This window comes from Pseudomonas sp. PVC-5-1 (assembly GCF_057444345.1).
In genome coordinates this window covers 2,471,224-2,494,476 of sequence record NZ_CM172024.1, presented here as the reverse complement: position 1 = coordinate 2,494,476, position 23,253 = coordinate 2,471,224, and the positions used below count along the sequence as shown (strand labels likewise).

The window sequence follows — 23,253 nt, the reverse complement described above, 5'->3', positions numbered from 1 at the left end:
CAAGGATTGATTCCCATGAGCCTGGATATCTTCTGGTTCTTGCCCACATCGGGCGACACCCGCTACATCGGTCACTCCGCCAGTGGCCGCCCCGCCACCAACGCCTACATGCGGCAGATCGCCGTGGCAGCCGACCAGCTCGGCTATGACGGTTTGCTGATTCCCACCGGTGCGAGTTGCCTGGATCCCTGGGTCACCGCTGCCAGCCTGGTGCCAGTCACCCAGCGCATCAAGCTGCTGGTGGCACTGCGCACCTCGCTGGGCAATCCCACCGCTTCCGCACGCCAGGCCGCCAGCCTGGATCAAGCCAGCGGTGGGCGCCTGCTGCTCAACGTGGTGCCAGGCGGCGACGCCACCGAGCTGGAGGCCGATGGTGTCTTCCTCGCCCACGACGAGCGCTACGCCGCCTCTGACGAATTTCTCAGCATCTGGCGCCGCCTGTTGCAGGGCGAGAAGGTCGATTTCGACGGCACACACCTCAAGGTGCGCGGCGCGCAGAACTTCTTCGAATCGGTGCAGAAGCCCTACCCGCCGCTGTATTTCGGCGGCTCCTCCGCTGCCGCCCACGAACTGGCGGCCAAGCACGTCGATGCCTACCTGACCTGGGGCGAGCCACCCGCCGCCGTGGCCGAAAAGATCGCCGACGTGCGCGCTCGCGCCGCCAAGCTCGGGCGCACGGTGCGCTTCGGTGTGCGCCTGCATGTGATCGTGCGCGAAACCAGCGAGAAGGCCTGGGCCGCCGCCGACGAGCTGATCAGTCATCTGGACGATGCCACCATCGCCGCCGCCCAGGCCAACTACGCCAAGATGGACTCCGAGGGCCAGCGCCGCATGGCCGCGCTGCACGGTGGCGAGCGCAATAAACTGGAGGTCGCGCCCAACCTCTGGGCCGGTGTCGGCCTGGTACGCGGCGGCGCCGGCACCGCGCTGGTGGGCGATGCGGAAACGGTCGCCGCACGCCTGCTGGAATACGCCGACCTTGGTGTCGACAGTTTCGTGCTATCCGGTTACCCCCACCTGGAAGAAGCCTATCGCTTTGCCGAACTGGTGTTCCCGCTGCTACCCGGCAAGGTCAAGGTCACCGTCGAAGGTGCCTTCACCGGTGGTGCGTTCGACGTGCGTGCCGGCAAGGAGAAAGTCGCATGAAGGTCATCGACCTGCGCTGTCGCCCAGCCTACCTGCACCCCTTCTTCGGTGGCGTACCCGGCTCGCCCGAACATGACGTTGCCCGTTGGCTCAATCGCCGCGTCGGCACCCGTGGCGCGGACGATCACTTCGAGCGCTCGCTGACGCCCGAAGGCTTCCTGGCCGAAGTACGCGAGGCGGGCCTGCACAAGGCCGTTGTGGTCGGCCGCCACACACCGAGCCAGCACCTGCCCAACGATACGATCCACGGCATCGTCCATGGCCATGCCGAACTGCTCGGCATCGGCGCGGTGGAGCCGGCCCAGCAGGGAATAGACGCCGCGCTGAAGGAAATCGACCGCGCCATCGATGTACTCGGCCTCGCCGGCATCGACCTGGAACCCGGTTTCGCCGAGCCGGCGCGACACCCCGACGATACGCTGTACTGGCCGATCTACGAACACCTGCAAAAGCGTGGCATCCCGCTGTTTCTGATGAGCGGCCCGACCACGCCGGCCCCAAGCTACAACGACCCTGCGCGCCTGGCCGCTGTAGGCCGCGCCTTTCCTGATCTCAGGATCGTGGTCTACCACGGCTACTGGCCCAACGTGCAACAGGCAATCGGCCTGGCCTTCCGCTACGAGAACATCCACCTGGTGCCGGATATGTACCTGTTCCTGCCCGGCAGCGAGGGCTACGTACAGGCGGCCAACGGTTTCCTCGCCGAGCAATTGCTGTTCGGATCGTCCTACACGTTCCGCCCGATCCGCCAGAGCATCGAGGACGCCCAGCGCCTGGGGCTCAATGACGAGGTGGTGGAGAAGTTCTTCAGTAGTAATGCCCAACGCTTGTTCAAGCTTGGCTAGGCGCTCTACGACAAGTGCTTGAGGAAACGAACTGGCCGAGGCATTCGCCTCGGCCAGCCCTGCTCCATCAGCCTTCCTGGCTGCAATCGCGCGGGGTGATGCCCTTCTCCTTGGCGTAAGTGTGCGATGACGCCTCAATGATCGGCCGCAGCAACGCGCGGTCGGCCTGCACCCAGTCGCTGATAAGGTTCCACTTCTGCCCGTCCCACTGCTGGAAACGCACCGCACCGCCACCTTCGTGGTCGGAGCACGACAGTTTCAGCGGCTGCACCAGGCCCTGGGCGCCGAGGGCCTGCAGGCGTGCGTCGTCCAGGTTGAGGTGCTCGAAGCCCCAGCGCACCTGCTCGCCAGTCAGAGGCTGCTGACCGAACTTTTCCTGCGCCAGGCGCAGCGCCTCGACGTTGAGGATGCCGTTGACCACCCCGAGGTTGTAGTACACCGTGCCGAAGCGCTTGGGATCGGCCAGGTCACCCTGCCCCTTGTCCACCACCTGCTGCTTGATGCCCTGCAGCACCGGGAAGCCGGTGCCGGACGGGTGCGTGGTGATGGAGATGAAACCCTTGGCGGCGGCGCCGGCCGGTGCTGCATCCTCTTCCGAGTTGCTCCAGATGTTGCCGATGATGTGATCAGCGGGGAAACCGACCTTCTGCGCGGTCTTCAGCGCCACAGGGTTCATCACGCCCCAACCACGCAGGATCACCCAGTCCGGCTTGAGCCGGCGAATATTCAGCCACTGCGACTGCTGTTCGTTGCCCGGGTGCGGCACTTCCAGCAGGGTAAGCTCGAAACCGTACTTGTCGGCCAGAGTCTGCAGCACCTCGTTGGTTTCCTTGCCGTAGGGCGAGCCATGGTACAAGGTGGCGATCTTCTTGCCCTTCAGGCCCTGCTCGCCGCCGGCTTGCTGGGCGATCCAGTTGACGATGGCCGACACCTCCGAATAGGGGTTCAGTTGCAGCGGGAATACATAGGGAAACACGCGGCCATCGGTGGAATCGGTGCGCCCGTGGTTGATGGTGATCAGCGGCAGCTTGTCAGCCGTCGAGCGATCCAGGGTGGCGTAAGCAATGCCCACCGACAGCGGGTTGGTGGCGGCAGCCGGCGCGCCGTTGAGGCCACCCTTGAGGCGCTCATAGCACTCCACGCCCTTCTCCACCACGTATTCGGTTTCGCACTCGCTCCAGGTCAGCTTGACGCCATTCACGCCGCCGTTGGCGTTGACGTACTTGAGGTAATCGATGAAGCCGCCAAAGAAGCCGGTACCCCCGGCGGCATAGGGGCCGACGCGGTAGCTCTGCAGAGGAAAGTATTGTTCGTTAGCCGCGTGCACGTTGAGTGCACCCGCAGCGAGACTCACGGCCAGCGCCAGGCGGCCGAGGACGGATCGGGTCGACATCGTGTTTATCCTTTGCAAATCAGTGGGCAATGTTTGGGGCGCGGGCGGCTGCCCGCCCGCTTCGAGGGTTCGCTCAGTAGCGCAATGGCCAACGCCGTGCGCGCTCGCGAAAACGTTGCCAGAGGCGCGCCAGGCCCTCCGGTTCCTTGATCAGGAAAACGATGATCAACGTGCCGAAGACGATCTTCTGCAGGTTCTCTACCTGCCCGGCGTCGATCAGCCCGGCCGGCAACAGCGCAGCCAGGTTCGACAGCAGGATGGGGAACAGCACGATGAAGGCGGCGCCGAGGAAGTTGCCGAGGATGCTGCCCAGGCCGCCGATGATGATGATGAACAGGATCTGAAACGAACGATTCAGGTCGAAGCCATGCGGCTCCACCGTACCCAGGTAGGTGAAAGCCCAGAGCGAACCGGCGATGCCGAGCAAGAAGCCGCTGATGGCGAACGCCAGCAGCTTGGTCTTGAGCAAGGGAATGCCGATCACCGCAGCAGCGGTATCCATGTCGCGCACCGCCATCCAGTTGCGCCCCAGCTCGCTGCGTGCCAGGTTGGCGCCCAGCCAGAACAGCGCACTGACCACTGCAAGCGTCAGCAGGTAGCGCCCTGCCGGCGACGACAGGTCATGGCCGGCCACCATCAGTGGCGGTGCGCTGATCACCCCGGAGGCGCTGTCATTGCTGAACCAGCTGAAACGCGTCAGCGCCCATTGCACGAAGAACTGCGCCGCCAGGGTCGATACCAACAGGTAGAAGCCCTTGATGCGCAGGCTCGGCAGGCCGAAGATGATCGCCACCAGCGCCGCCACCAGGCCGCCGAGCAGCAGGCTGGCGAGCAGTGGCAGGCCTGCCACGCGCAGCTCGAAGTTGTAGGCGGCGAAGGCGCCCACTGCCATGAAGGCTGCCGAACCCAGTGACAATTGCCCAGCATAGCCGGTCAGCAGGTTCAACCCGAGCCCTGCCAGCGATAGCACCAGAAAAGGAATCAGGATGGCGCTGAACCAGTAGTCATTGCCCAACAGTGGCATGCCGACGAAGGCGAATACCAGCAAGGCTGCCAGCCCCAGGCGAGCCTGGCGCAGGCGGAAAAACCGACGGTCATCGGCATAACGCAGGCTGAACTGGCCAGCTTCTCGATACAACATGCTCGACTCTCCTCAAACCCGTTCGATGGCGCGCTCGCCGAACAGCCCGGCCGGACGCACCAGCAGGAACAGCAGGGCCAGCACATAGGGAAACCAGTTTTCCAGGCCACCACCGATGATCGGCCCGAGGTAGACCTCGGCGAGCTTTTCTGAGGCCCCGATGATCAGGCCGCCGACGATGGCGCCCGCGATCGAGGTGAAACCGCCGATGATCAGCACCGGCAAAGCCTTGAGTACCACCATCGAGAGCGAGAACTGCACCCCCAGGCGCGCGCCCCAGAGCAGCCCGGCGACCAGCCCGACGAAACCGGCGACGGCCCATACCACTGCCCACACTTTGGGCAGGCGGATGCCGATGGCCATGGCCGCACGTGGATCGTCCGCCACCGCACGCAATGACAGGCCAATGCGGGTACGGTTGAACAGCAGCGACAACAGCAGCACCAGGGTCGCCGCCGTGGCGGCGGCGAACAGGTCGAACTGCGACAGCAGCAGGCCGCCCAGCTCCAGCGGCTCGTCGCTGATGCCCAGCTCAAGGCCATGCACCTGGCTCCCCCACAACGCCTGAGCGGCGCCTTCGATGATGTAGGCAAGGCCGAGGGTGGCCATGAACAGGGTGATAGGCGAGCGGCCGACCAAGGGGCGCAGCACGGCGCGCTCGATCAGCAGGGCCAACAGCACCATCGCCGCCAGGGTGAGGAGAAATGCCAGCCAGAACGGCACACCGCGTTCCAGCAGGCTGACGAAGGTCAGCGCGGCGAACAACACCATCGCCCCTTGGGCGAAATTGAACACACCGCTGGCCTTGTAGATCAGCACGAAACCGATGGCCACCAGGGAATACATCACCCCGGCCAACAGGCCACCAATCAACACTTCGAGAAAGAACTCCATGGAACGCTCCTGTACTCGGGCTAGGCCGCGGCCGGGCGCACGCCCAGGTAGGCGGCGATAACGTCGGGGTCATTGCGAACCTGATCGGGCGTGCCGTCGCCGATCTTGCGCCCATAGTCGAGCACCACCACGTGGTGGGAAATATCCATGACCACGCCGATGTCGTGCTCGATCAACACCACGGTGGTGCCGAACTCGCGATTGATCTCGACGATGAAGCGGCTCATCTCGCGCTTCTCCTGTGCATTCATGCCGGCCATCGGCTCGTCGAGCAGCAACAGGCGTGGCTCGGCGGCCAGCGCACGGGCCAGCTCGACGCGCTTCTGCAGGCCGTATGGCAAGGTACCGACGACCTCGTCGCGCCATGGCTGAATGCGCAGGAACTCAATCACCCGCTCGGCGGCGGCACGCTGGCGGTCGTCTTCGGCGGGTGCGCGGCCGAAACGCAACGCCTGTTCCAGCCAGGAGCTGCGACGCTTGAGGTTGCGCCCGGTGAGCACGTTGTCGAGCACGCTCATGCCCTTGAACAGCGCGATGTTCTGGAAGGTACGCGCGATGCCGCCAAGGGCCGCCGCGTGCGGCTGCATCGCCCGCCGCTCCTGGCCAGCGAAACGAATGCGCCCCTGCTGCGCCTGGTAGACACCATTGATGATGTTCAGCAGCGAACTCTTGCCGGCACCATTGGGGCCGATCAGCGCGCAGATCTCCCCTTCGGCGACGCTGAAACCGATATCGGTGATGGCCTTGACGCCCTGGAACGACAGGTTGATGCCTTCCAGCTCGAGCAATGGAGGTTTCGACATGGGTAGCACTCACGCAGGCTGAACCTGGCCCAGCGGCCAGGCGGTGGATGGGCGCAGGCGCTGCGCGGCCTGCCACAGCGGGGCTTCCGGCCAGGCCCGTGGTGCAACGCCAAGGGCGGCGAAGAACGCTTGGGCCTCAGCTGGCAAGGCCTCACCGACCAGCAACGGCACTCGAGTGCGGCTCAGCCCCAGTACGTCGCGCAGCGGCCGGCGCAGCAGCCAATGGCCAAAGCTGTTGCGCAGCACCCCGCCGCGACCGTCCAGGGCCCAATCGAGCCAGCGCCGGAGCAGGCTGCCGGGCAGCGGCAGGCGCTGCTGCGCCACTCCAAACAGCCTGCCGTAGCTGTCGTGGGTACCGAGCACCAGGGTTGGGCCCAGCTCCCGGCGGTCGTTGTCACGGGTCGCCAGGCTTTCCGGGAAATTCAGGCGAAACCCGGCCAGCAGCCAGGGCGCCAGCAGGTAGCGCGCCTGCCCGCTGGCGGCGAAGCTACGCGCCGCAAGGGCTTCCTCGGCCGAACTCAGGCGTTCCTGTTCGATCAGGCGCAACCCTTCATCGAGCAGTTGCGCGTGCAAGAGCCAATGCTGCTGGGCCTGCCCGGCTTCCAGGCGATGGAAGCTGAACGCAGGGAGCTCGCCATGGGCCAGGATCGGCAAGTCACCTTGCAGCGGCTGCGCGACCAGGCTGGCGTAGCTATCCACGCCGGATGCCGACAGGCCACGCGCATCGGCGTAGAACAGCAGGCGGGGGCTCAGGCCCGCCTGGCGCACCCGCTCGACCTCCTCCTGGCCCTCGGCGAAGACGAAAGCGCTCCCCAGCTCACGCAGCAAGGTCACCTGCTCATCGCCTGCGGCCAACGGGTCGAGCAGTGCCGCGACACCACCCAGCCACTGCGCCGCCAGGCTCGCCAGCAACGCCTCGGGGCGTGGACGGCTGAGGATAACCAGGCTGTCACCAACCGCAAAACCGGCTGCGCGCAGGCTCGTGGCCAGCCCCTGGACCTCGGCCAGCAGTTGCCTCCAACTCCGTTGCTGCCACAAACCCAGGTGCTTGTGGCGCAGCGCTACATCTCCTGCGCGCTGGCGCGCGCGGGCCAGCAGGCTGGCCGGCAGGTTGTCCGCGAGTTCCTCGTGCATGGTGCGGCGCCTCAGGCCAAGGCCAATGATGCGGCCTTCGCCTGCTCCAGTTCGCGCACCAGCGGCAGTACATGCTTGCCGAAGTACTCGACCTCTTCCTGAAAGTGCAGGAAACCGGAGAGGATCAGATCAACGCCAATTGCCTTGAGCTCGACGATGCGCTCGGCGATTTGCCGTGGCGTGCCGATCAGGTTGGTCTTGAAGCCGTCGTTGTACTGCACCAGATCCTCGAAGGTGGATTTGGCCCAGTTGCCCTCGCCTTCGGGGCTGGCCGAGCCAGCATTCTTCACTTCGCTGCCGAAGCCGTTGACCGCTTCCGGGTCGGCTTTGGCGATGATCTCCGCCAGCACAGCGCGGGCTTCTTCCTCGGTGTCGCGGGCAATGATGAAAGCGTTCACCCCGATCTTTACCGAATGGCCGTTGGCGGCCGCCTTGTTGCGGATATCTTCGACTTGAGCCTTGATCCCCTCGGCTGTGTTGCCGTTGGTGAAATACCAGTCCGATACCCGTGAAGCCATGTCACGCGCGGCTCGCGAGCTGCCGCCCTGGAAGATTTCCGGATGCGGACGCTGCAGCGGCTTGGGCTTGAGGCTGTAGTCGTGGAAGCGGTAGAAGTCGCCGTGGAAGCTGAAGTTGTCCTGGGTCCAGATACCCTTGAGGGCACGGATGAATTCCTCGGAGCGGCGGTAGCGCTCGTCATGGTCCAGCCAGGGCTCGCCGATGGCACGGAACTCTCCTTTGAACCAGCCGGACACCACGTTGATGGCGACACGACCACCGGTGAACTGGTCGATGGTCGCCAGTTGCTTGGCTGCCAGTACCGGCGTCCACGGCCCCGGCAGAATCGCGGCGATCACCTTGAGCTTTTCGGTGGCGGCCAGCAGGGCGTGGCTGATAGTCACCGACTCATGCTGATTGTCAGCGCCATAGCCAGCCGTGAAGCGGATCTGCGACAACGCGTACTCGAACCCGGAACGTTCGGCGATTTGCGCTAGTTTGCGGTTGTAGTCGATGTCCCAATGGGTACGTTGCTCGATCTTGCTGACGACGAGGCCGCCGCTGACATTGGGTACCCAGTAGGCAAATTTGATCGGTTGGCTCATGACGATATCTCCTGTAGCACGGAAAGTCAGGCCGCCGTGGCGACCGGGATCTGGAAGAAGGTGTTGACGGTATCGATTACCCGCTCAATGCGTTCGAACTGCGCGGGCTCGACCAGGCGATGCTGGTCGAAGGCCTCGACGCTGGCGTACAGGCCATACGGCAGGGTGTGGGCCTGGAAGAAGGCGAACAGTGGGCGTAGCTGGTGATCGATCATCAGCGCATGGCGCTCGCTACCACCGGTGGCGGCCAGCACGACCGGCACGCCCTTGAGTGACTGATGGTCGACCAGGTCGAACAGATGCTTGAACAGGCCGGTGTAGGACGCCCGGTAGACCGGGCTGCCGACAAGCAGCAGATCAGCCTGCTCGATCGCCTGCAGATGCGGTTGCAACGCGGCAGAGGCGCTGTCGCGCTCGAGCGAGCCCGACAATACGTCGGCCAGCGCGGCGATACGCACCCAATGCACGTCCAGGTTCGGCAACCTTGCCTGCAACCTTGCCACCAGGGCCTGTAGCAGCCCATGAGTTCGTGATGGCGCACGCAGGCTGCCAGATACCACCACGACTTTGATGACGCTTGCGCTCATGTACATCCCTCCTGCCCGTATGGGCTACGTTCGGGAGTACTTGAGCAGCAACCGTGCCACCCCATGAAAATGTTTTAAATCAATAGGTTGAACGATTTATCAAACAGCTCTTGCTGCACCTGCGCAAGCAAGCTGTTGGATGAATGACCGCCAGGCAACAATGACGCCAAAAGGCCCAGCTGACCGCCTGGCAACAACCGTTCAACAGGCTGTTGCCAACGGTACAGTCTGAGTGTCGGCGATAAAACATAAGCATCTGATTTAAAAGGTTTTATTTGGAAAGGCACAGAGTTTGCGAGGGCCCCACGGTCCGTAATCGCACCAATCGAGGAGAACCGCGATGACCGCTCAAGCCCATGTGCCACATCTATCTACCGGCACCGACTACCCATCCCTTGCCGCCCGCTTCCGCCCGGTCTTCGCGCGTATCGCCGAAGGCAGCGTGGAGCGCGAACGCACCCGCAGTCTGCCCTTCGAGCCCATTCGCTGGCTCAAGGAAGCCGGCTTCGGCGCCGTGCGCGTACCCGTCGAGCACGGCGGTGCGGGGGCCTCACTGCCGCAATTGTTCCAGCTGCTGATCGAACTGGCCGAAGCCGACTCCAACGTGCCGCAGGCGCTGCGTGGGCACTTCGCCTTTGTCGAGGATCGTCTCAATGCCCATGCCAGCGCACCGCAGCACGTCTGGTTCAAACGCTTCGTCGAAGGCGATCTGGTGGGCTGCGCCTGGACGGAGGTAGGTGCGGTGAAAATTGGCGACGTCATCACCCGTGTCTCGCGCCAGGGTGACCAGTGGGTGGTCAACGGTACCAAGTACTACAGCACCGGCAGCCTCTTCTCCGACTGGATCGACCTGTTCGCCCGCCGCGACGACACCGGCGCCGACGTGATCGCGGCAATCCGTACCCAGCAGCCCGGCATCACCCAGAGCGACGACTGGGATGGCTTCGGCCAGCGCACCACCGGCAGTGGCACCTCGGTGTTCGAGAACGCGGTGGTCGAGGAAGAGAACATCTTAGACTTCGCCACCCGTTTCAAATACCAGACGGCCTTCTACCAACTGGTGCTGCTCGCCGTCATCGTCGGCTCAGGCCGAGCAGCTGTGCGCGATTTCAGCCAGGAAACCGGCAAGCGTTCGCGTGTGTTCAGCCATGGCAATGGTGCAGCAGTAAGTGAGGATCCACAGGTGTTGCAGGTTATCGGCAGGGCTTCGGGGCTGATCTATGCCGCCGAGGCCGGCACCCTGCGCGCCAGCGAGGCCGCGCAGCAGGCTTACCTGGCGCGCTTCGACAATGACGAAACCGCCAAGCGCCAAGCCAACATCGCCGCCGAACTGGAATCGGCCCAGGCCCAGGTGGCCGCCGTGGAACTGGTGCTGCGCGCCACCAGCGACCTGTTCAACACCCTGGGCGCGTCTGGCACAAGTACCACCAGGCAACTTGACCGCCACTGGCGTAACGCCCGTACCGCCGCCTCGCACAACCCGGTGATCTACAAGGAACGCATCATCGGTGACTGGCACGTCAATGGCAGCGAACCGCCCTATGTCTGGCAGATCGGCGGTGGCGCCAAGCAGCGCTGAAAACACCTCTCCACGCCCGCTGCAATCACGCCCACCCCGAGCCTGGCTCGCGGGTGGGCGTATTTTTTCAGTGCGCCACTACGGCCAAAGGCCGTGCCTGATGACCTGTTCGTGCAGCAGCAGTACTTACGAAATCTGCCTCCCACCAAACACTCCACAAAAGACACATTTCCTTTAATTTCAGCAACTTATAGCGTGGCACGAAAAATGAAAAGAGGACTGTGCCACGCCAACCGAACGCACGGAGGCGGCATCGACCTCACACTTCGAAAGGAAGCCTTGCATGCGTCTCTCCGCACCCTGGTCCCGCCCTGCTCTGCTCGGCGGTCTGCTCCTGGGGCTTAGTACCCCGATACTCGCTGCCGAGAGCCCCTGGCTGATTCGCGCCGGCATCAGCAAGATCGTCCCGACCTCCCACCCCGGCAACATCACCCCCGGCAAGATCGACATCGACAACGATACCGGCCCGAGTTTCAACGTCGCCTATTTCTTTACCCCCAACCTGGCGCTGGACGTCCTGGGCGGTTTGCCGTTCAAGCACAACATCCAGCTCAACGGCGGCAAGGTCGGCAGCACCAAGCACCTGCCGCCGATCGTATCCCTGCAATGGCACTTCGCACCGGGCGCCAAGGTGCGCCCCTTCGTCGGCGTGGGGCTGAATTACACCTACTTCTACGACGAGCACCTGGACAACGGCGCCAAACTTGAACTCTCCGACTCTTGGGGCGCCGCGCTCCAGGCCGGCCTCGACTTTGCCCTCGACAAGCAGTGGAGCCTGGGCGGCGATGTGCGTTACGCCCGGATCGACAGCAGCGTGAAGATCGACGGGCAGAAGGTCGGCAGCGTCGACGTCGACCCTTTCATCTACAGCCTCAACCTCGCCTACCGTTTCTGAAGGAGCCCATCAATGAGCGAAAACCACCTGCAGCAGCGTGATGAAACCATCGTGCTGCGCCAATCCAGCATCCCAGCCCACCGTCTTGGCAGCGAGCGCGAAGCCATCGAGGCAGCGCACGCCCTGGCTCAAGACTTCCGCCGCGAAGCCGCCGCCCGTGATCGCGAACGCCGCCTGCCCCTGGCGGAGCTGGAGGCCTACTCGCAAAGCGGCCTCTGGAGCATCATCGTGCCCCAAGCCTATGGCGGCCTGGGCGCCAGTTACCGCACCGTCGGCGAGGTGTTCAAGATCATCTCGGCAGCCGACGGTTCACTCGGCCAGTTGCCGCAGAACCACTTCGTCATCCTCGCCCACCTCGGTTTCGACGCCAGCGAGGAGCAGAAGCGTTTCTTCTTCGATCTCGCCCTGTCCGGCACACGTTTCGGCAATGCCTTCTCCGAGCGCAATGGCAAGCACGTCGCGGACTTCCAGACCCGGATCACTCACGCTGGCGACGACTACCTGGTCAACGGGCAGAAATTCTTCTCCACCGGTGCCCTGCTGGCGCACTGGATTCCCATCGTCAGCGTGGACGATCAGGGGCGCCCGCACCTGGCCGTCGTGCCACGGGAAACCGAAGGGCTCAAGGTGATCAATGACTGGTCCAGCTTCGGCCAGCGCACCACGGCGAGCGGCACGGTGCTGATCGAGCAGGTCCGCGTGCCGGCCAGCCAGGTAGTGCCGATCTGGCAAGCCTTCGACCGCCCCACGGCTGGCGGGGCGATCTCGCAGTTCATCCAGGCGGCCATCGATGCAGGGTTGGCCCGAGGAGCGTTGGCCGACACCCTGGACTACGTGCGCCGGCATACCCGCCCCTGGATTGACTCGGGGCTGGAGAAGGCCACCGATGACCCTTACATACTCCAGCAACTGGGCGATCTGCAGATTCGTCTGAGCGCTGCCGAGGCAGTGCTGGACCTGGCGGCGGATGCCATCGACCAGGCGCTACGCGAACCCAGCGAGGAGAGCGTGGCCGAGGCCTCCATCCGCACGGCGGAAGCAAAGGTGTTGACCACCGAGGTGGCCATACTCGCCAGCAACCGCCTGTTCGAGCTGGCCGGCACTCGCTCGACCCTGGAGGAATACGCCCTCGACCGTCACTGGCGCAATGCCCGGGTACACACCCTACACGACCCCGTGCGCTGGAAATACCACATCATCGGCAACTACCTGCTTAACGGCATCAAGCCGCCGCGCCATCCCTGGAACTGAAGCCGCCCCTGGCCGCGCTCAGGCGCGGCCAGGGCAACCTCTTGGCCACAGGGATGGATACTGCGTGGTCGGCAAGGTGTCGGCGCCAATCAGCCAGCCTTGCCACCGAGGTAGAAATGCTGAATGTCCTCCCGCGCCGCCAACTCGGCGGCAGGGCCCTCACCCACCACCCGGCCGTTTTCCAGGATGTAGGCGTAACGGGCATGGCGCAGGGCAACGTTGATGTTCTGCTCGGCGACCAGAAAGCTCATACCTTCTTGGGCGTTGAGCTGGGCGACGATGGCAAAGATCTCCTCGACGATGATCGGCGCCAGGCCCATCGAAGGCTCATCGAGTAGCACCAACCGAGGCTTGGTCATCAAGGCACGTCCAATGGCGAGCATCTGCTGCTCGCCGCCCGAGGTCAGCCCAGCCTGCGCCTTGCGTTTGGTCTTCAAACGCGGGAACCAGGAGTAGATGCGCTCCAGCTCCTGCTCCAGCTCGCACCGCTTCGGGCTGCGCAGAAAGCCGCCGCTGCGCAAGTTCTCTTCTACGGTCAGGTGAGCGAATACATGCCGCCCCTCCAGCACATGGGCGATACCCCGGCACGCCAGAAGATGCGCCGCCACCCCGGCAGTGTCCTGCCCTTGGAAACAGATATCGCCACGGCTAACTTGCGCGCGGTCAGCATGGGCCAGCCCTGAGATCGCTTTCAGCGTGGTGCTTTTGCCGGAGCCGTTGGCACCAAGCAACGCGACGATGTCGCCCTGCCCAACCTCAAGTGAAACTCCGGCCACGGCAAGAATCGCGCCGTCGTAGATCACTTCGATGTCGTTTACCGCAAGCAGCAACTGGCCTACGGTGCGTGCAAAAATCGCATGGTTCATGGATGCTTTGCTCTTAGAGTGCCCTTGGCGCCCATCTATGATCATGTAGATGGCGAGCCATTCCTTTGGCTCGCACATTCTGTCGGTGCATCATCGTGCCAGTGCCGTCCTACAACCAGGGTCGACCTCACGGCTTTTCCTCATGCGTCTGCAGATGAACATTGATCTGGGCGATATGTTCCGGACCAATGCCACAGCAACCACCAATGATCGTTGCCCCGCCTTCTAACCACCGCTGCGCCCATTGTAGGTAGGCCTCCGGCCCAAGATCGGCACGGATATCAAGCAACGTGTCATTGGCCTGGGCGTCTTCACGTACCGGAGGAAAGGCATTGGCATAGACACCTAGCGGTAACTCGCGAGCCTGCGCCTTCAGCACCCGTTGGGCACTATGGAGCGCTGCGGCCATGCTCTCAGGTTGGCTGCAATTGAAGAGCAATGCGCTGGCCCCCAGCTCAATAGCCAGAAGAACAGCCTGCTCCACGCTTTCACCCGAGCGTAGCAAAGGCGGCGTATCTTCGGTGTCGGGATCAAGCAGCGTGAAGGACAGCCAGAGCGGCTTGTGCTCGCCGTCCAGCGCGGCATGCACGGCGCGAGCTTCGGCCAAGGAGCTCTGGGTTTCTGCCAGCCAGAAATCCACATGCGGCGCAAGGCCGCAGATCAGTTCACGATGGATGGCCTGAGCACGGATCGGATCGAAAAGATCCGGCCGATACGACCCCAGCGCAGGCGGCAAAGATCCAGCAACCTGTACCGAAGTTTCCGCCTCGTCAGCAGCACCGCGGGCGAGTTGCCCGGAAAGCTTGGCCAAGGTTCGACCCGAGCGGGCAAAACGCTCCTCGCCAATATGAAACGGCACCACTGCATAGCTGTTGGTGGTGATCACCTTAGCACCTGCCTTAATGAACGCTCGGTGCACTTGGGTTACGTACTCAGGCGCTTCGAGCAGAGCCAGGGCTGACCATTCCGGCTGCCGGAACGGCGCACCGATGCGCTTGAGCTCTCGCCCCATCCCACCGTCGAGTAGAGTCCAGGCATTCTGAGTCATTGAGCGCTCTCCTTGGTGTCAGCGGTACTCAACCAGCGATCGACGGTCGCCTCGTTGGCGGCGACCCAGGCTTTGGCAGCAACTTCCGCTGGCTGTTTTTCGCGTTCGATCTTCAGGATCAAGTCGTTGAGGGCTTCCGGATCGATACTCACGTTTTCCAGGAAAGCGGCGATCCGGGGGGCGCGTTTCTGCAACGCTGAAGACGCGAGAATGTGAACCTTCGCGTCGGGGTAAGCACAGGTCACGTGGCTCTTGTTCAGCCAGTCGGCATCGACGGTTGGACTGATGAATTTCCAGCAGCCATCAGCCTTGTACAACGGGTCGCCCTTCTTGTTGTCCTGAGCGTAACCGTCGAACGGCGGTTCATCGAGACGGCGAAGGTCATAGGCGGAGAAGATCCAGTCTGGCGTATAGGCATAGAAAATCACCCCGCGCTCGGCTTTGTAGGCAGCATCAAGCTTGGCGTAAGTCACCGAGGCCTCTGTGGAGACCGACTCGAAGTTGCCGTCGAAACCAAAGTCCTTGGCTTTGATCTGGCCAATGTAGGTCGACTCCCAGCCGGCAGGGCCGACCAATAATTGGGACTTGCCCCCACCCAGCGGGGCGAACAACTTGGCGATCTCCGGCTTCTTCAGGTCATACACCGACTTCACGTTGTACTTGTCCTGAATGTAGCCCGGAATGTAAAAGCCCTGCACACCGACATAAGGCTGTTTGTTGGGAATCAGCGAACGGGTGCCCCCAGTCACGTACTTGGCGAAGGCCGCCGATTGGTTAGGCAGCCAGATGTCGGTAAGCACATCGACCGAACCGTCGCCCTTGGCGGCGGCTGCGAACAATACTGGCAGATCACCCGCCAGGTAGGAGACATCACCATCGAGACGACTGGAGATGATGTCGCCGAGGATGTATTGGATGGCGATAGCGCCGGTCCAGTTCTGCTCGCCGATCACGATCTTGTCCTTGGCGAAGCTTGCCGTAATAGGCACGATCGTGCCTAGCAATAAAACTCCGGCAAGGGCGCGGGAAAGGAACCTGGTCATGGAAGGTATTACTCCTAAGTAGAATGATGACGTTTGCGAAGGGATGCCTGGATGATCCGATCGGGTACCAGGGCACAGAAAACAATGGCAATACCGGCAAGGACGCCCTCTCCCCCCTTGATGTTGCGCAAGGCGGTCATGACGTCGTAGCCCAGCCCGCCGGCGCCGATCAGCGCGGCCACGACGACCATTGACAAGCTCATCACGATGGTTTGGTTGACTCCCAGCAACAGCGAGCCAGAGGCCAACGGTAACTCGACTCGGGTAAGCGTCTGCCAGGGCGTCGCGCCATGAGCAATCGCGGCCTCTACGGCCTCCCTGGGTACCTCCCTGATGCCCAGTGCCGTTAGGCGAATCATTGGTGCGAGGGCGAATATCACCGTAGCTATCACTGCCGGCGTCTTGCCAACGGAAAAAAAGGCCACCGCTGGAATCAGATAGACAAAGGTCGGCAATGTCTGCATGACGTCCAGCAGCGGCGTGATCAAGCGCCGCGCGAGTGACTTCTTGGCCAACAGAATGCCCGCCGGGATGCCGATCAACAGTGACAACAGCACCGACGAGCCAACCAGGGCTATGGTGGAAACCGTTCGCTCCCAGAAGCCGAACAGTCCGATGTAGCCCAAGGCCAACGCACTGGTCAGTGCCAGGGCCGCACCGGCAGAGCGCCAAGCCAGGTAGATCAAAGCTGCCGCAGGAACAGGCCAGGGAATCCAGCCCAATGCGCCCTCCACACCTTCGACAACGGTACGCACCGCGACTATCACCCCGATGAAGACGCTCTCGAAGGCCTGTTGTGACCAGCCGATAATCCGGTCAATCGCGCCAGCGACCGCTAGCATGCTGTCGCGGTCTGCGGGAAAGTGCAGTAGTGCGCCCGCCGCATCCGGCGTCAGCCCCCGCCAAAGAGTCAGCGCCTGGCTCAATAGCAAAAGCGCCAAGGGCAACGTTACTCCATGGGAATCGCGGCAGTGACTACGCAGGCTCAGCCAGGCACTGGCCATGTGGTTGACGAGCAGCGCTGCAAATGCGCCGGCCAGCGTCCACCTCCCCCCCTCTCGCCAAGCGCTGGCGAGCCCAGCCAAGGCGATAAGCTCGACCAGTAGCGCAAGCCAGAACAGGCCATTTCGTCCGGCTACCGCCAGGGCCGCCGGCCCCAACAGTCCCTGGCGAAACCAGTTGACCGCCACCGGCTCTTCGTGGGCTAGAAACGGCGAGACGTTATTTGTCTCGTATCCAGTTGACGACACGGCTGGACTGATATGCGGCCGTTCGTCGAAGAAGTCCGCCACCCCTTCATCCAGCGGGTGTTCGAGTAACTCATCAGGCGTGCCGACCTGTACCAACTGGCCATCACGTAGTACGGCGATGCGGTCAGCCAGGCGCAGCGCCTCTCCCGGATCGTGGGTCACCAGCAAGGTCGTGATGCCGCGCTGACGTACCAGTTGCAGGAAGCGTCCCTGTAAATCGCGGCGAATGGTCGGATCCAACGCACTGAAGGGCTCATCCATCAGCAGAATGCGCGGCTCGGTAACCAGCGCCCGGGCCAGCCCGACGCGTTGCTGCATGCCGCCGGACAACTCATGGGGAAAGTGCTCGGCCCAGTCCCCCAGCCCCACCGCCTTTAGCTGCAGTTGTGCAGAAGCACGCCGCGCACTTTCCGGCTCACCTCGTAGTTCCAAGGGTAAGGCGACGTTGTCAAGCACGCTGCGATGTGGCAATAGTCCAAAGTGCTGGAACACCATGCCAACGCGCTGCGAACGCAACTGACGCAGCGCAGTCAATGTCAAATCACCCAGCACCTCGCCATCGACAAGCACATCGCCGCTGCTTGGTTCTATTAACCGGTTGACATGACGCAGCAGGGTCGACTTGCCGCTCCCTGAGGTGCCCATCAGGCAGAGCACCTCGCCACGACGCACAGCAAGGCTCACTTGTTCTACAGCGTTCCTTGCCGCTCTCCGGCCCCCCTCGTAGCGCTTGGTCACTGCGCGAAACTCCAGAGCGATATCGGTGGTCTCTGCAGAACCGAAGGACACGCTTCTACCATCCACCACGTCTCGTGGGGCGGCTTCAACTAGGTCATTGGTAATCGGTGGGTATACTTCACTCACGTCGGCACCTGGGATTGATGAGATTCCAGGGAGCGAGAGCAGTCTTCATGCCAACCGACCAGAACCCACGTATTCTGGGGGTTGCCAGCTTTTTTACATTGGACGACATGATGCTGATGCAACATCGCTGTAGCACCGCTGCTGTGTGAGCAACAGTAAGATGGCGTAACCCGCCTAACAAGAAAGGTTGGTGAAACTGCTATTCATCAGTTTTGTATCCAGGCTACTGAGTACCAACGATTCTCGAAGGCCTGCTATGTGAACTTGCGGTGCGGAGTTCCCCACTACGATAGCTGTCAGCAATCGCCATTCTCGATCCTGCATCCTGCTGGGGAAATCGAGGGCATTTCTGGGGGTTGATACAACGCTTGTTTGAATGCTGGGCCAGCACGGTCGAAATCCGAGTCTGAGCCAGCCCATCGTGTCTTTGGGATAAGTGAATTACTGCTACGCTTTTCAGAAGCTGTCCGGGAATATTCGACGCCGCATCAGTGATTCATCACAGACGAGTTCCGTTGTCGGTCGGGCCCACCCTTTGCTCATCCAAGGTGCCGACATGGCTGAGTTCAAGAAGCGTTCAACCAAACGGTTGTCCAGGGTAATAGACGACATCCGTGAAGATAAGAATTTTCACTCGCTCAAGGAGAGACTGGAGGCCGGCAAACGTCTACGAGATGTCGTGCCGCGGGCGGCTCATGCAACGTGGAAATGCAAGCCCAGGCAGCGTGATCCTGTCGGTTTGCTCGAACTGTCCAACCGTGACCGACATCCGGCACTGGTGCCTGTGCGTTACGGGCGAATGCTGCGCAGTCCATTCACCTTCTTGCGCGGCTCGGCCGGCCTGATGGCACGCGACCTCGCCACACTGCCTTGCACCGGCATACGCGTCCAGGCGTGCGGCGATTGCCACCTGCTCAACTTTGGCTTGTTCGCCACCCCTGAACGCAACCTGATCTTCGATATCAACGACTTCGACGAGACGCTTCCTGCACCTTGGGAATGGGACATCAAACGGTTGGCGGTCAGTTTTGCCGTCGCCGCCCAGGACAATCGGCTGAACGATAAGGAGGCAGGACAGCTGGCCATGGCCTGCGTGCAGGCCTACCGCAAACGCATGCGTGAATTGTCGGAGATGAGTCCGCTTGACGTCTGGTACGACCGCTTGGACGCTCAAGCGATCATCGACATGGCACCCAGCATGAAATACCGCAAAGCGCGGCAAGAGTTGATAGCCAGGGCCAGAACGCGCATTGGGGACTACCTGTATCCCCAGATCAGTGATGAAGTGGGCGGTAGGCGGCGCTTGGTCGACCAGCCGCCAATCCTGTTCCATATCCATGAAGCCGGTTTTGCCAAGCGCGTGAAGCTGGCTCTTGAGGATTACCGCAGTTCATTGCTACCCGAGCGCAGATTTCTCTACGACCGTTATCGCCTCGAGGACTTTGCAGTAAAAGCCGTAGGCATCGGCAGCGTGGGCACGTTCTGCTTCGTTGGCTTGTTCTTTTCGGCCGAAAACCATCCGCTACTGCTGCAATTCAAGGAAGCCTGCCCATCAGTGCTGGCGCCCTATGCCGGCAAGAGCGAATTTGCCAATCAAGGTCAGCGCGTGGTTACCGGCCAGCGCCTTTCGCAGTCCGCCAGCGACATTTTTCTGGGCTGGACCGAAAGCAGCAAGGGCCGGCAGTTTTTCGTCAGACAACTGCGCGATATGAAGATGTCATTGCCGGTGGAAGGTGCGTCTTTCGAGCAGATGAACATGTATGCGCAGGTGTGCGGCATGACATTGGCGCGGGCGCATGCCAAGTCAGGGGACGCAGCACTGATCAGCGGATATCTCGGCAAGTCGGACGCCTTCGATCAGGCCCTTGGCAAGTTTGCCCTGGCTTATGCCGAGCAGAATGCCAGGGACTACGCGGCGCTGGTCAACGCCGAGAAAAAAGGCAGGATAAAAGCGTTTCGCGAGGAAGACGATTGAGCACTGCCATGGCCTATGCCCGGGAGTGACCCAACTGCATTTATCTGGATTCAAGAAGATGAATGAAAATCGTGTTTCCACTGCGGATTCAAGCTCCCTCCGTTTCAACAGAACCGCTCTCGTCGCGGCCACACTGATGCTGACCGCCTGTTCCACGCTCGGCCCCTCTACTATCGAGCGCGATAGAAGCGATTACGCGACCGTCATAGCCACGACCTGGAAAGAACAGACCCTGTTGAACATCGTCAAGTTGCGCTACGCCGATGCCCCTGTGTATCTGGAGGTGTCATCGGTGATCAGTTCCACGGCCATCCAAAGCCAGGTAAACCTTTCCGCAAGTTGGTTCAGTGGTTCACCAGCCGAGGGTAACAGCCAGACATTGGGTGCTTCCGGCCTTTATACGGATCGCCCTACCATCAGCTACACACCGCTATCCGGTGAACGCTTTTCCCGCTATCTGCTCACGCCGCTTTCGCCAGCGGCGATATTCTCGCTGATTCAGGCGGGCTATCCGGTCGATCGCGTGCTGCACCTGACCACGCGTGCTGCAAACGGCTTGTACAACAGGTCTACCTCCCCGTCTCGGCTACGTTCAGCAGACCCCGAGTTCTATGCGGTGCTGGATGCACTTCGGCGGATTCAGCGTTCGGAAAAGCTGGGTATGCGGATCAGTCAACGTGCTGGGGCTGACAGTGAGCTGCTGCTGATTGCCGACACCAGGTCGGAGATCGTCGAAAAAGACCGCCAGCTGGTGCGTCAGTCGCTGCACCTTCGACCCGATGCGGAGGTACTGCACCTCACTTTCGGCTCGGTGCAGCGGAACGATTCCGAAGTGGCCTTGCTGACGCGCTCGATGTCGGAGATCTTCTCGGAAATTGCCGCCACCATCGACGCCCCGCCCATCCATGTGCAAGAAGGGCGGGCAAACCCCGCGCCCGCCCTTCCTGTGGTTTCCAGCGAGTGGGACGCGCCACTGGTGCGTATCTTCTCAAGCGAGCACAAGCCAGATAATGCCTATGCGGCCGTGCGCTATCGCGATCACTGGTTCTGGATAGACGATCGCGACCTGAGGTCCAAGTCCGAGTTTCTGTTCATCCTTGTGCTCTTGTCCCTTGCCGAAACCGGCGTCGCGCCGGAAACACCAGTCATCACCATCCCCGCCAACTAGTCCGGCAGCGGATACAGGCTTTGCAGCAATCGGTCCTGTGCGGACTGTGGACCTAGGTAGCGAACGAACAGCGCCTCACCTTGCGGCCCCGAAAGGGCCTGACTCAAGGCGGTATCCACCAACAAGCGAAAATCTACATCTCCCCTTGGCATCGACAACGCCACCCGGCTCATGACGAACAGGTGATCCGGAACCCACAGCTGGTCGCGTTCGGCTTGCCGGGCCTGGTGGGCCAGCAGGACCACCCTGTCTCCGAGGAACGCATCGACCTTGCGGTCGGCCACCCGTTGCACCCCCTCCTCGTACGTCGACACTTCCTCGAGCGTGGATTGCAAGCCAAGCTGGCGAATCCGCTCATGGGCCCAGCGGCTGCTCAAGGTGCCACGCAATACGGCGAAACTGTGCTTACTCAGCCCTGCATTGATCGTCGCGCGCCAGCGCGGGCCGGTATTGTCCGTGCTACCGCTGAGGGGGCTGAGCAAGCTGGCAGCTGCATCGCGCCTGACCAAAGCCGCGAGGCCGGAGGTAAACACCGGAATGGAAAAATCCAAGGTGCCTCGTCTGGTTTTGGTTTCCACAATAGGTGTACACAGCAGGTCGACCTGCCCGTTGCCCACGGCCCGAACAGCCTCTGGCTCTGCCAGTGAGTGCCAGCGCACCTGCAAGCCAGCGAGCCCTGGCAATTCCCGAATACGTGCAACGACTGCTTGGCAAAGGTCGATGGAATACCCCTCCGGAGCCTGATCGCTGCCTGATGAGAAGGGTGCGAACCCCTCCATGAATCCGAGGTTCAGCACCTGCTCCTGGCGTAACCGGCCCAACGTGTCGGCAGCGGCGACGGTGCTGTCCGCTGACGCGCACGACAGCAAACTGACAAGACACCAACCGGTCACTTTCGATCCGCGCTTCATGGCGCACCTCCGATCATGTCCAGCGCCTTGACGAAACGTTTGGCAATGAAGCCGAACAGCAGGTAACCCAGCGCCATGATCAGTGCCGCACCGAATACGGCTTCCAGGCCCGAGGCGTACAGTGCGTAGAAGCAATAGCAAACCGCGACCACCATGATTGCGCTGTTACGGCGAAAAATGGCTGCCTGTACCTGGGCCTTGTACATGATCACCAACAGCCCGGTCAGCGAGGTGATGTAGGGGATGATGTTGGTCACGGCAGCCAGGTTCACCAGTTTGCTGAACTGGGCGCTGGCATTGGGCGAGAGCGTCGACAGGGCAATGAGGCTCTGCAGCACCGCGCAGGTCAGCATGCCCGCCAGTGGCACGCCACGGGCCGTGGTGCGTGTAAACAGCGTTGGGAAAAGCCCCTGCCCGGCGGTGACCCTGGCGGTTTCAGCCAAGGTGAACTGCCAGCCAAGCAACGAACCGACGCAAGCGATCACCGCCAATGCCATGATCACGTTGCCGACGGAGTCGTTGAACATCTGTGCATAGACCATGGCGAAGGGCGCGCTGGCGTTGGCAAGCTCCGGATTCGGCACGATGCCCTGGATGACACTGGTCGAGAGGATATAGATCACCGCCGCGCCAAGGGTGCCGAGCAAGCAAGCCAGAGGCACATTGCGCTTCGGATTTTCCACCGCGTCGGAGTTCTGCGCAGCTGATTCCATACCCAGAAACGCCCACAAGGTCAGTGGAATGCTGTTGGTTATGGCCTGAGCCACCGGCATTTGACCTGGGTTCCAGGCGTCCTGGAAGGTTGCGAGGCTGAACCAGTACCAGCCGATCAAGCTCAAGCCGGCAACCGGGACGATGACACCCCATACGCTGACCGCGCCAATACGACCGGTAACCTCGGCGCCACCCAGGTTGGACAAGGTGGTAAACCAGATCAACGTCACCGCTCCTGCCAGTAGCGGCCCGCCGCCACTGCCAAGCCAGGGAATGAAAGGCGTGAGGTAGCCCACGGCGGAAATGGCGATGGCCACGTTGCCAATCATCAGTGACAGAAAGTAAAGGTAGGAGCACAGAAAGAAAGCAGACTTGCCATGGGCTTGTTCACTGTAGGCAGACATGCCACCCGATTGCGTGCAGTAGATGCCGCATTGCGCGAAACAGTAGGCGATAGCCATCGAGCCTATGGCCGTGATCACCCAGGACAACAGCGAGACAGCGCCGATCTGCGCCATGCTCGCCGGCAGCATGATGATGCCGGACCCCATCATGTTTACCGTGACCAGTGTCGTCAGTCCGACAAGGCCCATTTTCTTTGCTTTTTCACGCATGGCGGCAACCTCCGCGAAAGCCTGTCGAA

20 protein-coding genes are annotated in these 23,253 nt (G+C 62.0%); 7 read left to right on the top strand and 13 right to left on the bottom strand.

What is annotated here, in order from left to right:
• Nucleotides 1–15: 15 nt before the first annotated feature.
• Together ssuD and AC2T3R_RS11330 are read left to right on the top strand one after the other, a co-directional pair.
• Nucleotides 16–1,146 (top strand): FMNH2-dependent alkanesulfonate monooxygenase, encoded by a 1,131-nt coding sequence (ssuD, locus tag AC2T3R_RS11335; protein WP_410952621.1) that lies wholly within the window; start codon nucleotides 16–18, stop codon nucleotides 1,144–1,146.
• Nucleotides 1,143–1,991 carry an amidohydrolase family protein gene (locus AC2T3R_RS11330; RefSeq protein ID WP_486745117.1) on the top strand — a complete coding sequence of 283 codons (849 nt, stop codon included), beginning with the start codon at nucleotides 1,143–1,145 and terminating at the stop codon, nucleotides 1,989–1,991. Before ssuD ends, AC2T3R_RS11330 begins: the two co-directional genes overlap by 4 nt.
• A 67-nt stretch (nucleotides 1,992–2,058) precedes the next feature.
• On the opposite strand, the gene AC2T3R_RS11325 is transcribed toward AC2T3R_RS11330, so the two are convergent.
• The 7 genes from AC2T3R_RS11325 to msuE form a co-directional block, all read right to left on the bottom strand.
• On the bottom strand, nucleotides 2,059–3,384 hold the full coding sequence (locus AC2T3R_RS11325) for an ABC transporter substrate-binding protein (RefSeq protein ID WP_486745116.1): 1,326 nt from the start codon (nucleotides 3,382–3,384) through the stop codon (nucleotides 2,059–2,061).
• A 73-nt stretch (nucleotides 3,385–3,457) separates the two neighbouring features.
• Nucleotides 3,458–4,525, bottom strand: a complete 1,068-nt coding sequence (locus AC2T3R_RS11320) for a branched-chain amino acid ABC transporter permease (protein ID WP_061552148.1) — start codon at nucleotides 4,523–4,525, stop codon at nucleotides 3,458–3,460.
• Between the two features lie 12 nt (nucleotides 4,526–4,537).
• Nucleotides 4,538–5,419 (bottom strand): branched-chain amino acid ABC transporter permease, encoded by an 882-nt coding sequence (locus AC2T3R_RS11315; protein WP_486745115.1) that lies wholly within the window; start codon nucleotides 5,417–5,419, stop codon nucleotides 4,538–4,540.
• A gap of 20 nt (nucleotides 5,420–5,439) precedes the next feature.
• A complete protein-coding gene (locus tag AC2T3R_RS11310; RefSeq protein ID WP_182328789.1) occupies nucleotides 5,440–6,222 on the bottom strand; it encodes an ABC transporter ATP-binding protein in 783 nt (260 codons plus the stop codon).
• A gap of 9 nt (nucleotides 6,223–6,231) precedes the next feature.
• Nucleotides 6,232–7,356: an AMP-binding protein gene (locus tag AC2T3R_RS11305; protein WP_486745114.1), complete on the bottom strand. Its 1,125-nt coding sequence runs from the start codon at nucleotides 7,354–7,356 to the stop codon at nucleotides 6,232–6,234.
• An 11-nt stretch (nucleotides 7,357–7,367) separates the two neighbouring features.
• On the bottom strand, nucleotides 7,368–8,459 hold the full coding sequence (gene sfnG, locus AC2T3R_RS11300) for a dimethylsulfone monooxygenase SfnG (protein ID WP_061552144.1): 1,092 nt from the start codon (nucleotides 8,457–8,459) through the stop codon (nucleotides 7,368–7,370).
• 26 nt (nucleotides 8,460–8,485) lie between these two features.
• Complete coding sequence (gene msuE, locus AC2T3R_RS11295) at nucleotides 8,486–9,046, bottom strand: FMN reductase (protein ID WP_410952624.1); 561 nt, start codon at nucleotides 9,044–9,046, stop codon at nucleotides 8,486–8,488.
• Between the two features lie 340 nt (nucleotides 9,047–9,386).
• Here msuE and AC2T3R_RS11290 point away from each other — a divergent pair, with 340 nt between their 5' ends.
• The 3 genes from AC2T3R_RS11290 to AC2T3R_RS11280 all read left to right on the top strand — a co-directional run bounded on the left by AC2T3R_RS11290 (nucleotide 9,387) and on the right by AC2T3R_RS11280 (nucleotide 12,771).
• The gene (locus tag AC2T3R_RS11290; protein ID WP_486745113.1) at nucleotides 9,387–10,625 is read left to right on the top strand and encodes an acyl-CoA dehydrogenase family protein; all 1,239 of its coding nucleotides are present in this window, start codon (nucleotides 9,387–9,389) and stop codon (nucleotides 10,623–10,625) included.
• A gap of 283 nt (nucleotides 10,626–10,908) precedes the next feature.
• The gene (locus AC2T3R_RS11285; RefSeq protein WP_410952625.1) at nucleotides 10,909–11,520 is read left to right on the top strand and encodes an OmpW/AlkL family protein; all 612 of its coding nucleotides are present in this window, start codon (nucleotides 10,909–10,911) and stop codon (nucleotides 11,518–11,520) included.
• A 12-nt stretch (nucleotides 11,521–11,532) separates the two neighbouring features.
• On the top strand, nucleotides 11,533–12,771 hold the full coding sequence (locus AC2T3R_RS11280) for an SfnB family sulfur acquisition oxidoreductase (RefSeq protein ID WP_486745112.1): 1,239 nt from the start codon (nucleotides 11,533–11,535) through the stop codon (nucleotides 12,769–12,771).
• 89 nt (nucleotides 12,772–12,860) lie between these two features.
• Here AC2T3R_RS11280 and AC2T3R_RS11275 read toward each other — a convergent pair whose 3' ends face one another.
• The 4 genes from AC2T3R_RS11275 to AC2T3R_RS11260 all read right to left on the bottom strand — a co-directional run bounded on the left by AC2T3R_RS11275 (nucleotide 12,861) and on the right by AC2T3R_RS11260 (nucleotide 17,782).
• The gene (locus tag AC2T3R_RS11275; RefSeq protein ID WP_410952630.1) at nucleotides 12,861–13,637 is read right to left on the bottom strand and encodes an ABC transporter ATP-binding protein; all 777 of its coding nucleotides are present in this window, start codon (nucleotides 13,635–13,637) and stop codon (nucleotides 12,861–12,863) included.
• Nucleotides 13,638–13,764: 127 nt separating this feature from the next.
• Nucleotides 13,765–14,685, bottom strand: coding sequence for a homocysteine S-methyltransferase family protein (locus AC2T3R_RS11270; RefSeq protein WP_486745111.1), 921 nt, complete (start codon nucleotides 14,683–14,685; stop codon nucleotides 13,765–13,767).
• Nucleotides 14,682–15,728 carry an ABC transporter substrate-binding protein gene (locus tag AC2T3R_RS11265; RefSeq protein WP_486745110.1) on the bottom strand — a complete coding sequence of 349 codons (1,047 nt, stop codon included), beginning with the start codon at nucleotides 15,726–15,728 and terminating at the stop codon, nucleotides 14,682–14,684. The genes AC2T3R_RS11270 and AC2T3R_RS11265 overlap by 4 nt, the downstream gene beginning before the upstream one ends.
• 14 nt (nucleotides 15,729–15,742) lie before the next feature.
• The gene (locus tag AC2T3R_RS11260) at nucleotides 15,743–17,782 is read right to left on the bottom strand and encodes an ATP-binding cassette domain-containing protein (protein WP_486745278.1); all 2,040 of its coding nucleotides are present in this window, start codon (nucleotides 17,780–17,782) and stop codon (nucleotides 15,743–15,745) included.
• 616 nt (nucleotides 17,783–18,398) lie between these two features.
• On the opposite strand from AC2T3R_RS11260, the gene AC2T3R_RS11255 reads away from it, so the two are divergent.
• The gene (locus tag AC2T3R_RS11255; RefSeq protein WP_322265667.1) at nucleotides 18,399–19,817 is read left to right on the top strand and encodes a DUF2252 domain-containing protein; all 1,419 of its coding nucleotides are present in this window, start codon (nucleotides 18,399–18,401) and stop codon (nucleotides 19,815–19,817) included.
• 58 nt (nucleotides 19,818–19,875) lie between these two features.
• Nucleotides 19,876–20,985 (top strand): hypothetical protein, encoded by a 1,110-nt coding sequence (locus AC2T3R_RS11250; protein ID WP_367245467.1) that lies wholly within the window; start codon nucleotides 19,876–19,878, stop codon nucleotides 20,983–20,985.
• On the opposite strand, the gene AC2T3R_RS11245 is transcribed toward AC2T3R_RS11250, so the two are convergent.
• Nucleotides 20,982–21,896, bottom strand: coding sequence for a transporter substrate-binding domain-containing protein (locus AC2T3R_RS11245; protein WP_486745109.1), 915 nt, complete (start codon nucleotides 21,894–21,896; stop codon nucleotides 20,982–20,984). The genes AC2T3R_RS11250 and AC2T3R_RS11245 overlap by 4 nt on opposite strands.
• Entirely contained in the window at nucleotides 21,893–23,224 is a 1,332-nt protein-coding gene (potE, locus tag AC2T3R_RS11240) for a putrescine-ornithine antiporter (protein WP_039612910.1), read from the bottom strand. Before potE ends, AC2T3R_RS11245 begins: the two co-directional genes overlap by 4 nt.
• Nucleotides 23,225–23,253 lie beyond the last annotated feature (29 nt).